The sequence below is a fragment of the Citrobacter sp. Cf088 genome, from assembly GCF_030334295.1.
Taxonomy (GTDB): domain Bacteria; phylum Pseudomonadota; class Gammaproteobacteria; order Enterobacterales; family Enterobacteriaceae; genus Citrobacter; species Citrobacter freundii.
The window spans coordinates 78,374-92,253 of the sequence record NZ_JAOWEE010000019.1 but is presented as its reverse complement, the minus strand read 5'-3'; the positions used below and the strand labels follow the sequence as shown (position 1 = coordinate 92,253).

8 protein-coding genes are annotated in these 13,880 nt (G+C 54.8%); all 8 read right to left on the bottom strand.

What is annotated here, in order from left to right; genetic code table 11:
- Positions 1–10 precede the first annotated feature (10 nt).
- The 8 genes from OGV71_RS00975 to OGV71_RS00940 all read right to left on the bottom strand — a co-directional run bounded on the left by OGV71_RS00975 (position 11) and on the right by OGV71_RS00940 (position 13,736).
- Positions 11–631, bottom strand: a complete 621-nt coding sequence (locus OGV71_RS00975) for a YfgM family protein (RefSeq protein WP_003037727.1) — start codon at positions 629–631, stop codon at positions 11–13.
- Between the two features lie 13 nt (positions 632–644).
- Positions 645–1,919: a histidine--tRNA ligase gene (hisS, locus tag OGV71_RS00970; protein WP_003835173.1), complete on the bottom strand. Its 1,275-nt coding sequence runs from the start codon at positions 1,917–1,919 to the stop codon at positions 645–647.
- A gap of 110 nt (positions 1,920–2,029) precedes the next feature.
- Positions 2,030–3,148 (bottom strand): flavodoxin-dependent (E)-4-hydroxy-3-methylbut-2-enyl-diphosphate synthase, encoded by a 1,119-nt coding sequence (gene ispG / locus OGV71_RS00965; protein ID WP_003037720.1) that lies wholly within the window; start codon positions 3,146–3,148, stop codon positions 2,030–2,032.
- 26 nt (positions 3,149–3,174) lie between these two features.
- Positions 3,175–4,167: a cytoskeleton protein RodZ gene (gene rodZ / locus OGV71_RS00960; protein ID WP_032937882.1), complete on the bottom strand. Its 993-nt coding sequence runs from the start codon at positions 4,165–4,167 to the stop codon at positions 3,175–3,177.
- A 284-nt stretch (positions 4,168–4,451) separates the two neighbouring features.
- Entirely contained in the window at positions 4,452–5,618 is a 1,167-nt protein-coding gene (rlmN, locus tag OGV71_RS00955; protein ID WP_204583367.1) for a dual-specificity RNA methyltransferase RlmN, read from the bottom strand.
- A 290-nt stretch (positions 5,619–5,908) separates the two neighbouring features.
- A complete protein-coding gene (ndk, locus tag OGV71_RS00950) occupies positions 5,909–6,340 on the bottom strand; it encodes a nucleoside-diphosphate kinase (protein ID WP_003037710.1) in 432 nt (143 codons plus the stop codon).
- Positions 6,341–6,488: 148 nt separating this feature from the next.
- Entirely contained in the window at positions 6,489–8,801 is a 2,313-nt protein-coding gene (gene pbpC, locus OGV71_RS00945; RefSeq protein ID WP_204583366.1) for a peptidoglycan glycosyltransferase PbpC, read from the bottom strand.
- A complete protein-coding gene (locus OGV71_RS00940; RefSeq protein ID WP_204583365.1) occupies positions 8,802–13,736 on the bottom strand; it encodes an alpha-2-macroglobulin family protein in 4,935 nt (1,644 codons plus the stop codon). It lies immediately after the preceding gene.
- Positions 13,737–13,880 lie beyond the last annotated feature (144 nt).

The following is a 13,880-nucleotide window of genomic DNA, read 5'->3' as shown; positions in this document are numbered from 1 at the left end:
CGGGTCCCTCTCAGATGGACAAATTATTGATTTTCATCTGCATCATTTCGCTCAGAGCAGGAGAGGCATCGCTTTTCACACCCGCTTCCCATGCGCTACGCGCACCTTGTTTGTCGCCTTTACTCAGCAACGCTTCACCACGCAGATCGGCAACAATGGCCGCCCACCCTTCACCTTTAATGGTTTCGAGTGTTTTCAGCGCGGTATCAGCCTGTTTAAGCTGAACCTGAACACGAGCCAGACGCAGGTTTATCACTGCTTTGAGATTTTCATCGCTGGTCGCAGCCAAGCCTTGTTGCAGCTGGCTTGCGGCTTTCTCAAGTTCATTTTGGTCAACAAACTGCTGCGCCAGTTCCAGTGAAGCCAGCGCGCCATAGGTATTTTTATTCTCTGCAGCAAATTTCTCAGCGGCAGGAATGCTGTCCGGTTTACCCGCGCTAACCGCAGTCACCGTATTTTGATACGCCAGAGAAGCAGAGCGTGCGGACTCCGTCTGATGGCTGGTCCAGTAACGCCAACCAACCAGCGCGCCAACCCCTAAAATGATCCCAACAGCCAGCGCCTTGCCGTTTTCAGCAAAGAAGCGTTTTACCGCATCAACCTGGTCGTGTTCGTTCTCGTAAATTTCCACGCTGTCCTTCTCCTTAGCCCAGTAAAGTGCGCAAATGCGCGGCAACGCTATCCTGCGCTACTGCCGTTTGCTCACCAGAGCGCAAATCCTTCACTACAACAGTACCGTCAGCCACTTCGGACTCGCCCAGTACCAGTGCAACGCGGGCGCCCCACTTATCGGCACGGGCAAACTGTTTCTTAAAGTTGCCGCCACCGTGGTTTGTCATCAGTTTCACACCAGGAACTTCATCGCGCAGACGTTCTGCAAGCGTCATTGCTGCCGACTGCGTGTCCGCCCCTGAAGCGACCAGGTATATATCGACAACAGGATCTGCGTTAAATTCCGGATTAACTGCCTGAACTAACAAAACAAGTCGTTCCAGACCCATAGCAAAGCCCACGGCAGGCGTTGCACGACCGCCAAGTTGCTCTACCAGACCGTCGTAACGACCACCGGCACACACGGTACCCTGAGAGCCCAGGCTGCTGGTGACCCACTCAAATACGGTGCGGTTGTAGTAATCAAGACCACGAACCAGACGCTGATTGACGGTGTAGGCAATGCCTGCGGACTCCAGCAGTTTGCACAAACCCGCGAAGTGCTCGCGCGAGTCGTCATCCAGATAGTCGCCCAGTGCAGGCGCGTCGTTGAGCAGCGCCTGTACTTCCGGGTTTTTGGAGTCGAGAACGCGCAGCGGGTTGGTGTACATACGGCGCTTGCAGTCTTCGTCCAGTTTCTCTTTGTGCAGTTCCAGGTAGGCAACCAGCGCATCACGGTAGTTAGCGCGGGCTTCAAGCGAACCGATTGAGTTCAGCTCCAGGCTGACATGCTGAGAAATACCCAGCGCGCGCCACCAGCGAGCGGTCAGCATAATCAGTTCCGCATCGATGTCAGGGCCTTGCAGGCCAAACACTTCGACACCCAACTGATGGAATTGACGGTAGCGTCCTTTCTGCGGACGTTCGTGGCGGAACATCGGCCCGATATACCACAGACGCTGTTCCTGATTGTACAGGAGACCATGTTCGATGCCGGCGCGTACGCAGCCCGCAGTCCCTTCAGGACGCAACGTCAGACTGTCGCCATTACGGTCCTCAAAGGTATACATCTCTTTTTCAACCACGTCGGTGACTTCACCGATCGCGCGTTTGAATAACGGGGTCTGCTCTACAATCGGCAAGCGGATTTCACTGTAACCGTAGCTGCCGAGCACGTTTTTAAGAGTGCCTTCAATGCGCTGCCAGATGGCGGTTTCGCCAGGCAGATAATCGTTCATGCCGCGAATGGCTTGAATGTTTTTTGCCACGTTTATTCTCTTTATGAATATAAAAATGAACCCTCAGCGCTAACCCGAACAATGCGGGCGCCATGCGGGTTCAATCATACACGGGAAGCATGCCGCTTCCCATCACGTTGTTATTTTTCAAGCTGCTGCACGTCGATACGACGCGCTTCGTCCAGAATACTTGCTTTGGCACGAATGCGGGCTTCAAGCTGCGTAATCATGTCGTCGTTATCGAGTCTGTCCTTACGCACGCCGTCTTCATACAGGCCGCTTTTCTTGTTACCACCCGTCACGCCCAGCGTAGAAACCAGCGCTTCACCAGGGCCGTTTACTACGCAGCCGATGATCGAAACGTCCATTGGCGTAATGATATCCTCCAGGCGTTGCTCCAGCGCGTTAACCGTACCGATAACGTCAAACTCCTGACGCGAACAGGTTGGGCAAGCGATGAAGTTGATCCCGCGCGCGCGAATGCGCAACGATTTCAGGATATCGAATCCAACTTTGATCTCTTCCACCGGATCGGCCGCCAGAGAAACACGCAGCGTATCGCCGATCCCTTCAGATAACAGCAGGCCAAGGCCGATCGCGGACTTCACCGAACCACTACGCAGGCCACCAGCTTCGGTGATCCCCAGATGCAGCGGTTGATCGATCTGTTTCGCCAGCAGGCGATAGGATTCTACGGCGAGGAAAACGTCAGACGCTTTAACACTAACTTTGAATTGATCGAAGTTCAGACGATCGAGGTGATCCACGTGGCGCATAGCGGATTCCAGCAGCGCTTGAGGCGTCGGTTCACCGTATTTTTCCTGCAGATCTTTTTCCAGCGATCCGGCGTTGACGCCGATACGGATAGGAATATTTTTATCACGAGCGCAATCCACCACCATGCGAATACGCTCTTCACTGCCGATATTACCTGGGTTAATACGCAGGCAATCAACGCCGTATTCCGCCACCTTCAGTGCGATACGATAGTCGAAGTGTATATCGGCAACCAGCGGGACGTTAACCTGCTGTTTGATAAGCTTGAACGCTTCTGCAGCATCCATTGTCGGTACAGAGACACGAACAATGTCAGCGCCTACGCGTTCCAGCGCTTTAATCTGATTAACCGTCGCTTCCACGTCCGTGGTACGCGTATTAGTCATAGACTGTACGGCGATGGGCGCACCATCGCCGATCGGCACGTTCCCAACGTAAATGCGTGTCGATTTTCTACGTTGAATTGGAGCCTGGTTATGCATTAAAAAATCTCCCGCATTGCCGTCTGTTACTGAGCCGGTGATTGTTCGGCATTAACGGTCAGACGCGCAACCTGGTTAGTTCTGATAAAACGACTCAGATCGACAGGTTTACCCTGGAACTGAATCTGCACTGCCGCCGGAGCACCAATCTTCAGTTTGTACGGTGCCTGACCGGTCAAATTCAGATTGCCATCTTTACGCTGCATCCCGCTGAACAGTTTTTTACCGGTCGCATCGGTGACTTCCAGCCAGCAATCGGCGGTAAAGTTCATCACCAGCGCGTTAGGATCGGCTGCAGGTGTAGTCACACCTGCCTGATCGGTCGGCAGCGGTGCCGCGGTAGCTGGCGCTGCGGTTGCAGTATCGACGTTAGCCTGAGAAGGGGCAACGACGGCGTTTTGTTGCGCATCAGCAGCCGGGGCCTGAGCCGCTGCGGTATCTTGTTGCACTGGCGCTGAATCCGTTACCGCGCCATTTTCAGCAGCCGACGTGGTATCCGGGCTTGCTGCAGCGCTGGTATCTAACGGTACATTCTGCGCACCCTCTTTACCGGCATTCAACTCAGCGGAGGATTGATCGGCCATGGTGGTGATCTCTTCCTGCTGCGCTTTATGGTTCTGCCACCACCAGGCCCCAGTCAGTCCGACAACGACAAACAGTACCAGCCAGGTAAAGGTCATTAACCAGCCGTCGCGTTTCTTACGACGCTTACCGAGCGAGAAGCTCTGCATCGGTGCGACTTTGGCAGGACGAATCGGAGCCTGTTTTTCCAGCCCTGGCAACAGTTCTTCTTCAGGAATATGCACCAGACGCGCATAAGAACGGATATACCCGCGCAGGAATGTTGAAGCGAGATCGGCTGGCGCCTTATCTTCTTCAATATCGCGTACCGTGGAGACCTTCAGGCAAAGTCGCTCCGCGACTGCCTGCTGGCTGAATCCGAGTTGTTCACGGGCATTGCGCAGACGAATGCCGGTGGATAGTGTTTCATTTTTGTCGTGCGTGGCTTCAGTATTCATTCGCTACAGCTGCGTAATATTTGGGTTCTGATGCCGGCGAGCCACAATGCTCACCCACACCGCGAAACATCTGGTCAGTTAACCTTCGTCAGACAGTATAAAACGGTCAGACTATCAATGACAAAACGGCGTAAACCTGAGGGCTAAACACTTGTTACGCCGTTACATACTGCCTTAAAGTCGACAAAAACGCACCGTTATTATTGACCTGACGACGACAACAAAAAACCTCATATGGCTTACGTTGCACTACGGTACAAGAATTATACCGTAGTGCGCCAACATCAAACGGTCTTAATGTCGATAGCGTCGCCCTGCATACGCTTACGCAAAGTACGCTTGGTACGGTCGATAACGTCGCCCGCCAACTGACCACAGGCTGCATCGATGTCATCGCCACGTGTTTTACGCACAATGGTGGTGAAACCATAGCTCATCAACACTTTGGAGAAACGATCGATACGGCTGTTAGAACTACGGCCATACGGCGCGCCCGGGAACGGGTTCCACGGGATCAGGTTGATCTTACACGGCGTATCTTTCAGCAGTTCTGCCAGCTGATGCGCGTGTTCAGTGCCATCATTGATGTGATCTAACATCACATACTCAATGGTCACACGGCCCTGGTTAGCGTTGGATTTCTCCAGATAACGACGAACCGCGCCAAGGAATGTTTCGATATTGTACTTTTTGTTGATCGGTACAATTTCGTCACGAATTTCATCGTTCGGCGCATGCAGAGAAATCGCCAGCGCGACGTCAATCATATCACCCAGCTTATCCAGCGCAGGGACAACGCCCGAGGTGGAGAGCGTGACGCGACGCTTGGACAACCCTAAACCGAAGTCATCCAGCATGATTTCCATCGCCGGCACTACGTTGGTCAGGTTGAGCAGCGGCTCACCCATCCCCATCATCACCACGTTGGTGATAGGACGCACGCCCGTTGCTTTGACCGCGCCGACGATTTTCGCCGCGCGCCAGACCTGACCAATGATCTCCGATACCCGCAGGTTACGGTTAAAGCCCTGTTGCGCCGTAGAGCAGAATTTACACTCTAATGCGCAACCGACCTGTGAAGAAACACACAGGGTCGCACGATCGTCTTCCGGGATATACACCGTTTCAACGCGCTGATCGCCAACAGCGATAGCCCATTTGATCGTACCGTCAGAAGAACGCTGCTCTTCCACCACTTCCGGGGCGCGAATTTCAGCCACTTCTTTCAGCTTGTTACGCAGCACCTTATTGATGTCAGTCATGTCATCAAAGTTGTCGCTGCAATAGTGGTACATCCACTTCATGACCTGATCGGCACGAAACGGTTTTTCGCCCATCTCTTTGAAGAATTCGCGCATTTGCTGACGGTTCAGATCCAGCAGGTTAATTTTTCCATTTTTATTTGGAACCGCAGGAATGACGACTTCAGAGGTGTTAACTAATTCAGACATAATTTTTTCCGGCCTCGTTGTTACACGTTGTGGCCCGTGGAGGGTTAAAAAGAAACGCCCCGGCAAGCGATCTGCTCTTCCGGGGCGTTGCATTGTACAAAGTCTGGCGCAGGGATGCCACGTTTGCACGAAGCATTAGCGAAAATAATATGTAAATCGCTAATTCATCTCCAAAGGATTTCGCGTCGCAGGAAGGCGGCAAGTTCAAGCATCCCCGGGAGCATAGAAAACTATGTGACCGGGGTAAACGAATGCAGCCAACGCATCTGCGACGTGAAAGACGCGGGAGATTAGCGAGTGCGCGGGCAAACCTCACCTTCACCAAAGAAATAGGCGATTTCGCGCGCCGCTGACTCAACGGAGTCGGAACCGTGAGTACCGTTCTCGGTGAAGCTGTCAGCATAGTCTGCACGCAGAGTACCGGCCAGCGCATTCGCCGGGTTGGTTGCGCCCAGCAGATCGCGATGACGCTGTACGGCATTTTCGCTTTCCAGAACAGAAACAACGATCGGACCGGAGGTCATGAATTCAACCAGACCGTCAAAGAACGGTTTGCCATCGTGCTCAGCATAGAAACCACGCGCCTGCTCAACGGTCAGGTGCAGCATTTTAGTCCCGACGATTTTGAACCCTGCTGCTTCAAAGCGCGCAAAGATGCTCCCAATAACGTTTTTTGCCACCGCGTTTGGTTTGATGATGGAAAAAGTACGTTCAATAGCCATGATAACCTCTGTAATGTGTTCTGTTGTTGTCTATATAGATGTACGACCTGGCGCGGATTATAAAGAGCATCCCGGCAATTGACTATTGATGAAGGTAACATTTCTTTAAAATAAGATGAATTTTAGCAACAAACAGTCACCAACTGGTCTACTGCATCGAAAATCTCACCGTCGCTACCTGGCCTGCATCATCCATCACCAGCAGTTGATAATCCCCTTTAGTCGCCAGCAGTAGCGTAAGACGACGTCCGCGTTCATCCAGCCTTTCACCGTTAAGAAACCACCAGCGTTCACCGCTCCCACCGCTGGTTTGCACCGGCAATGAGGCCTGAGCAGAACCGGGTAAACGCTTCACAATCGCGCCATCACGAATGCCTGTCAACTGCAACGGCTGCGAAGCGTCTTGTCCCAGCGGCGGACATGTGGCAGAAACTGGCGGTAATCTCGCCCCACGACGTTCTGATTCCGGTAGCCATGGCTCCAGCGGCAACGGCCAAACGATTAACGTTTGCTCGTGCGCCTGCGGGCAATCCGCCGCCACACGTTTGCCATCATCATCCAGCCAGACAGGAAAACGAATGCCATTAACCCCTTCCTGCTCGGGCAATAATAACGTTGGCGGCTGACTGCCATCCAGTAACCAGGTTGCCAGACGGCGACGGCAGTTGCTGTCACCGGGGGCAAGAGATTGCCCGCCCGGCCAGCACACCACACCACGACTCACGGATTCAGGGCGTGGATCTTCCGGCTGATTTGTCCCGCGAGAGAGCAAAAGATTGTTGACCTGATTGAGCAACGGCACGGCACTGGCGAAACCAAACTGACCCACCACTGGCGTACCATCGGGCCTGCCGGTCCAGATACCGATCACATAACGCGCATTAACGCCAATCGCCCAGGCATCGCGATAGCCATAGCTGGTGCCCGTTTTCCACGCCAGAGGGACCACTCTGCTCAGCGCGTTATCCGGCAGCGGTTGCGCTTCGTCAGCCATAATGCGGCGAATAATCCACGCCGCGCCCGCCGACATCAACGGACGTTCCAGTAGTGGATCACCCGGCTGCAGACGCAGTTTTCCCGCTTTTCCCTGGCGGGCAAAGGCGCTGTACGCTGCGGCCATATCTTCCAGCCTTGCCCCCGCGCCACCTAAAATCAGCGACAGATTCGGCGCAGCCCCTGCGGGCAGATACAGCGGTAAGCCGACGTTACGTAACGATGCGGCAAAACGCTTCGGGCCATAGGCTTCGAGTACCTGCACGGCGGGTAAATTCAGCGAGCGCACCAGCGCTTCGCTCATGCTCACCGGGCCATGAAAACCGCTGTCAAAATTCCCCGGTCGATAGTCCCCGGTTCGCCGCGGGACATCCTGCAATAACGAAGCGGGATGAATGAGTCCGTCATCCAGCGCCAGGCCATAAACAAACGGCTTCAGCACCGAGCCAGGCGAACGGATCGCATTCACCATATCCACATGACCAAAACGAGAGTCGTCATTCATATCTACCGACCCCACCCAGCCACGCACGCTCATATCGGTGTGATCGACCACGATCATCGCCAGCGAACTGCGCGCAGGTAAGCGCCCCTTCCAGTTTTGTGCCAGCTCTTCCAGTTGACGCTGCAATCCGGCATCAAGGGTAGTCACGATTTTATCGCTTCGGCTTTTTCCCAGCATCATGCGCGAGAATAACGGTGCTAACTGCGGCATTTGCCGGGGCGCCAGCCAGACCGGTTCTTCACGCGACTCCTGCACCTGTCTGGCAGGCCAAATGCCCTGGGTCGCCATACGTTCGAGCACTTTATTACGCGCCGCTTCAGCACGGTCCGGCCAGCGGTCCGGACGCAGACGGCTCGGCGCCTGTGGCAAAACAGCCAGCAGCGAGGCATCGGAGTAACTCAATTGCGCGGGTGATTTACCAAGATAAGCCCAGCTTGCCGCCCCCACGCCCTGCAGCGTACCGCCAAACGGCGCGCGGTTGAGATACAGTGTCAGGATGTCGCGTTTGGAGAGATGCCATTCCAGCTGCAATGCGCGCCAGAGTTGGCGAAACTTGCCGCCAAAGGTTCGCGGATGGGGATCGAGTAATCGTGCGACCTGCATGGTGAGCGTACTGCCGCCAGAAACCACACGCCCAGAGGAGAGGTCTTGCCATGCCGCGCGCAGTACTGAAAACGGATTGACGCCGGGATGCTTCCAGAACCAGCGGTCTTCGTAGTTAATTAACGCCTCAAGGTAGCGGGGCGACACCTCATCAATCGTTACCGGATACCGCCAGATACCATCCGCATCGGCGAAGCGCCACAGCGGCGTACCATCATGCGCCACCACGACCCGCGCCGGATCGACTTCGTGCAGCGGCAGCGGCCAGATTTTATCTGCTGCCCAAACCGCCGCCACAAACAATAGTGCAACGGCTGCCAGCCAGAGCCAGCAGCCGCGTTTACCCAACTCGCGTATCATTTACGGTCTGACAATCAAAAGTCCCTCTGTCGCACCGGTCGCGCGCCACTGCGGAACATACATTGATTCCACCTGCGGGACAGGAACCTGGTAGGTCCCCGGCGTTACCGCCCGCGCCAGATACACCAGCGTAACTGGCTGTCCTTCGTTGACCGCCACCGCGGCGACAAAGCGATCGTCACGGAACTCAACGTGCTGGATATCTGCCTGCTGCATCTGATTAAGCAGATTCGCCACTTCGCTGCCGCTATCCTGCAGGCTGGCGCTGCCGTTGGCCAGATTCTGGTTTTCCAGTTCCAGTCCTGCTGGCAGTAAATCGACCACCAGCGCATCCGGTACGTTCTGGCTGGCTTTTACCTCCAGCCAGACCAGCACCAGTTCGCCGCTACGCAGCGAATCCAGCGATTTGCTATTTCCGTCAATTCCCAGGATTTGCCGCTCAATATGCAGAACGTTGCTGGCAGGCGTCGGTGCGGTTTGTGGATAACCACTCACATCCAGACGCAACCACAGCGGTAGATTACCGGTATTGGTGACGCTCAGCGTAGACAGCGCATCGGCATCCAGATTGCGGGTTAGCGATTTATCCCCTGCTAATGATTGTTCCGAGAGTGACGTTTGCGCCTGCCACGTACCAGGCAAATCCTGTAACGTACGCGCGGCAAGGAACAGCGCATTATTTTCCTGAGTCGAGAGCCAGCGCTGTCCAAAGGCCTGTTCTGACAACGTGTTCAGCAGCGTATTCTGCACGTCAGGTTTGATCTTGTTCTCTTCGAGCAAGGCTAGCATCAACGCGTTATCCCGTAAGGCACTGCCGTAATCCGCCATCCACTGTTGCGTATCGCGGCGCGGTGTATTCAGGGCCAGCGTCAACGCCTGTTCACTGCGGTTGGCATCGCCCATATTTTTCAGCGCGATCCCCAGTTGTAACAGCGGTAAACCAGAGGCTGCTTGCGCACGACGCTCCCAGATCTCACGCAATGCGCCAAGCGGAGCTTTTTGCTGATGTGCCAGAACCAACGCGGCGTAGGCTTGTACGGCAAACCGGCTTGCTGAAGAGTCGTCGGTATAGCGAATCGACATCATGCCCGGATCCTGCAAATAGCGCAGTAGCCGCTCGTTGCCCCGGTTAATCACCTCTACCGGGACACTGTAGCCCTGTTCATTTGCCCGGACGAGGAAATCCATGACATACGCGGTCAGCCAGTACTCTTCCGACCCGTTTTTATCCCACAGCGCAAAACCGCCGTTATCACGCTGCATCTGCACTAAACGGGAAATCCCAATATCAACTGCCGCGCGACGTTTTTCATCGCTGTCGCCCACAATACCTAACGCCTTCAATTGCGCAGCGTTGGTGTATAAGGATGGGAACAACCCGCTCGCCGTTTGCTCCAGACAACCGTAAGGGTACGCTTTCAGCTCGCGGATATAGCGCGCCAGGTTTAGCGGCGGCTTACCGCTGAACAGCAGTTGCCCCTGCATCGTCACAGGGGAGAAATTGGTCAGTTCTTCGCCCGGAAGCTGCCAGGTCGCGCCCGGCTGAAGTGCGACACCGTTATTAACGGTTTGCGCCGGGAACGCCGGACGCACGCCAATCTTCCACTGTTTATGCTGAACAGGCAGCGTTTCACCCGGTAAAGTCAGACCGCTAATTTCTGCCTGAATTTCGCCATCGCCAAAACCCTCCCGCGCGCGCACCGGAATAAACAGCGTAGTCCTTACGCCTGGCGCCAGATTTACCGGCGCGGGATCTTGCCCCATCAGCTCCAGTAAACCATTGGCCGCGAGTTTAATATTCAGCGTTTGCGGTTTGTCAGTCAGGTTGGTCACGTCCAGCGTCAGGCGCGAGGTATCGCCTCCCGCAAGAAAACGCGGCATATTCAGTTCAGCAATTACTGGCGCGGCGACAATCACTTTGCTTTCGCTGCTGCCAAAGTCATCCGTCGTCCAGGCCTGCGCCATTACCCGCAGCTCGCCGTTGAAATCACCGATAGGTAACGTCACCGTACCTTCGCCCTGCTCGTTAAGCGTGACCGGCAGCGCCTGTTGCGCCACGATATTGACGTGATTAACCGGTGGCTTACCGCCGCGTTTTAATTCATCGCCATCACCACCAAAGCGCAGCGCCGCCAGGCGTCCTTGCCCTTCGATCACCTGGCCGTAAATATCATAAATATCCGCGCCATAGCGTTTTTGCCCGAAAAACGCCTGCCACGGATCCGGCGTGGCGTAATCGGTAATGTTCAGCACCCCGCTATCAACGGCAGAGACCAGCACGTTAACCTGTTTTGGTACGTCGCCATTTTTGACGCTGGATTTAATCTTGACGGTCAACGGCTGGTTTGGACGTATTTTCGCCGGGTTTTCCAGCGCCAGCGCCAGACGACGGTTTTCGTCACCTAACGGCAAATGCAGTAAACCGACCGCCCGTTTTGGCGTTGCCGAACGGGACTTGTCGCCAGGACGAACCACCAGCGCACTAAGATACAAATCGTGGCGATTCCAGGTTTTATCGATTGGGATGGAGATATCAAGACCATCCGCCGGTACGTCTATTTCTTGCCACCACAGCGGGCCTTCGCTGGATTCCACCATCGCATAACCTTTGCCAGCAGCGGGAGCGGCAACGTGCAGATTCATGGTATCACCGGGACGATAGCTGGGTTTGTCCAGTTTCAGCGTCACGCGATCGGGACGCACAGCCCCACTGCCGTCGCTGTTATCCTGCCAGCTATAACCGGCCCAGAAGCGTACGCTGCTCACCGCATCATTCGGAGCTTTCACTTCCAGACGATAGGCGCCCCACTCAACCGGGAAGCTGACTTTACCGGTTTCATCGGCCTTAAGATCCAGAGTCTGCTCACCTTCAACCAAATCCTTTTGATCGAACTGTGATTGCCAGCCCTCGCCTTCAGACCAGTTCCAGTAATAATCTCGTCGCTCGCGGATCAAACGCACCTGCAAACCGGACACCGCTTTTTTCTCGCCTTGCGCATCGGCATACACAATGTCGAAAGCGGCGTTGCTGTTTTCATCAACGATAGGCTGATTCACGGTGGTATCGGTGCGGTAGTCATAGACGGCTTTCGCTGCAAACTGCGGACGAATGCCCGGCAGCGTATCCGCAGGCCAGATGGCTTGCTCAACCCGACGCGTCACCGGACGGCCCCCCGACTCCAGCAGACTGGCTTGCAAAACCACCTGTAACGGGGAATGCGTCTCCTGCCACTGGCTGTTGGTGGTCACTTCGCCGCGTCCGTGGTCATCCAGCGTGAGCTGAACTTCATCGAGGCTGCGGGAAAGATTTTCTTCGGCAATATTACCAAACTGGAACCCCGGCAATGCCTGCACCGCTTCGCGCAGCGGGCGCAGGAAAAGCTGCCCTTGCAGAGCATTGCCGTTAGCGGGCGCGCCGTACAGGTAGTAGCCCACTACCGAAAACTTCACGTCATCAGTTGGTGCCACCGGGATCTTATTGGCGGAGAGATTGAGCGCCATTCGCTCCGGCATAAAATCTTCGACGTGGAAATCCCACATCCGTGACTGGTTGTCGCCCGTATTAGCACGAATATGCCACATACCCGTTGGCGCGTTGGTGTCCAGCGGCCAGCTAAAGCGGTACAAGCCGTTTTCCGGTTGGCTAACCACCGAGCGTAACACTTGTCCGTCGGGCTTCACGACCTCCAGCTTCACCGGCTGGTCGGGCAACGTTTTGCCATCGCTGTCACGCAGTAATCCGTTGAGAATCACCGTTTCGCCAGGACGATAGAGATCGCGTGGGCCGAACATAAAGAACTGCTTGCTGTATCCCGGCGCACCGGCAATATCAAATTCCGCCAGATCCAACGCCGGGAGCTTCAGATCCAGCAGCGTGGTTTGCCCGTCTTTGCGGGCCAGCAATAAAGCCGCGTCTTTATCAGTCTCCAGTTTGACATGACCCTGAGCGTCGCTGGTAGCCTGCGCCAACGTCTGTCCTTTTTCATTGAGTAACGTGACCTCAATCCCCTGCTGCGCGGCGCCGTTTTCCAGACTCTGCGTAAAGACATCCAGTTGATTATGGTAACGGTGTACAGACACACCAATATCGCTGAGCGTGAACAGCGTAGCGGCATTACTGTAGTTGTATTGTCCAGCCTGATTCATCACCGCGATGTAAACACCTGCTTGCTGCAACGGCTTGATATCGCTCAGCGGCAACAGCAGCTTCTCACGGGTGTTGCGCGCAGGATTGAGGTCAAAGCGTCCGGTATACACCAGTTCCGCCATTTTCAGCAGATTGTCAGACTCCCAGTTAGTCAACGAATTGCGGTATTCCCACTGGCTGACAAACGCACCGAGCGACTCAGGCTTCACGCGAAAGAAGTTCACATCTACGCTATTAACGTTAAGGGCCATCACCGGCAGCCCTTCAATCACTTTTCCCGGCAGCAGCGAGCCGCGACTGGCAAACCCTACGCTTGGCTGGACGTCGCGAGTGGTAATGTTTTTTTCATAATCAATAGCGAACGTCGCTTTATTCAGCGCCAGCAAATCACGCTCAATGGTAACGACCAGTTCCCGGTTAGGTTCCAGATGGCGTAAGCGTAGCTCTTTCAGATTTGGCGCCAGCTCCCAGGCACCATCCACTTTGCCGCTTTTTTTATCAACAACATGCACGACGCGGGAAAAATCTTGTTCCGGATCGAGGGGAATGGAGAATGTCAACACGAGCGTTGCCGCACCGTCGAGCTGGACCTCTGAGGCATCCAGCAACGTTAGCGACTTGCCCTGGCTTTGCTGCATCAGTTTTTGTAATTGAGCCTTATCTTTTGCTGGCGCTGTCTGTGGCGCAGGCGCATCAGGCTTCGCAGCCGTCGGTGATTTTTCGTTATTATTATCGCACCCGACCAGTGCCAGCATCAGCATGCAGGCCGCTACGCGTAAATGTTTCATTTTTCATCCCTGGCCGTAGTGGCCCGTTAGCTACGTAGAACAACTATTATGCGTCAGATTTCCGGCGGTGGAAGTCAGTAACTGAACAACGTTGTCTTAATTTTAGTGATTAATGTGGATTCACCTGACAAATCAGCCTGTTTT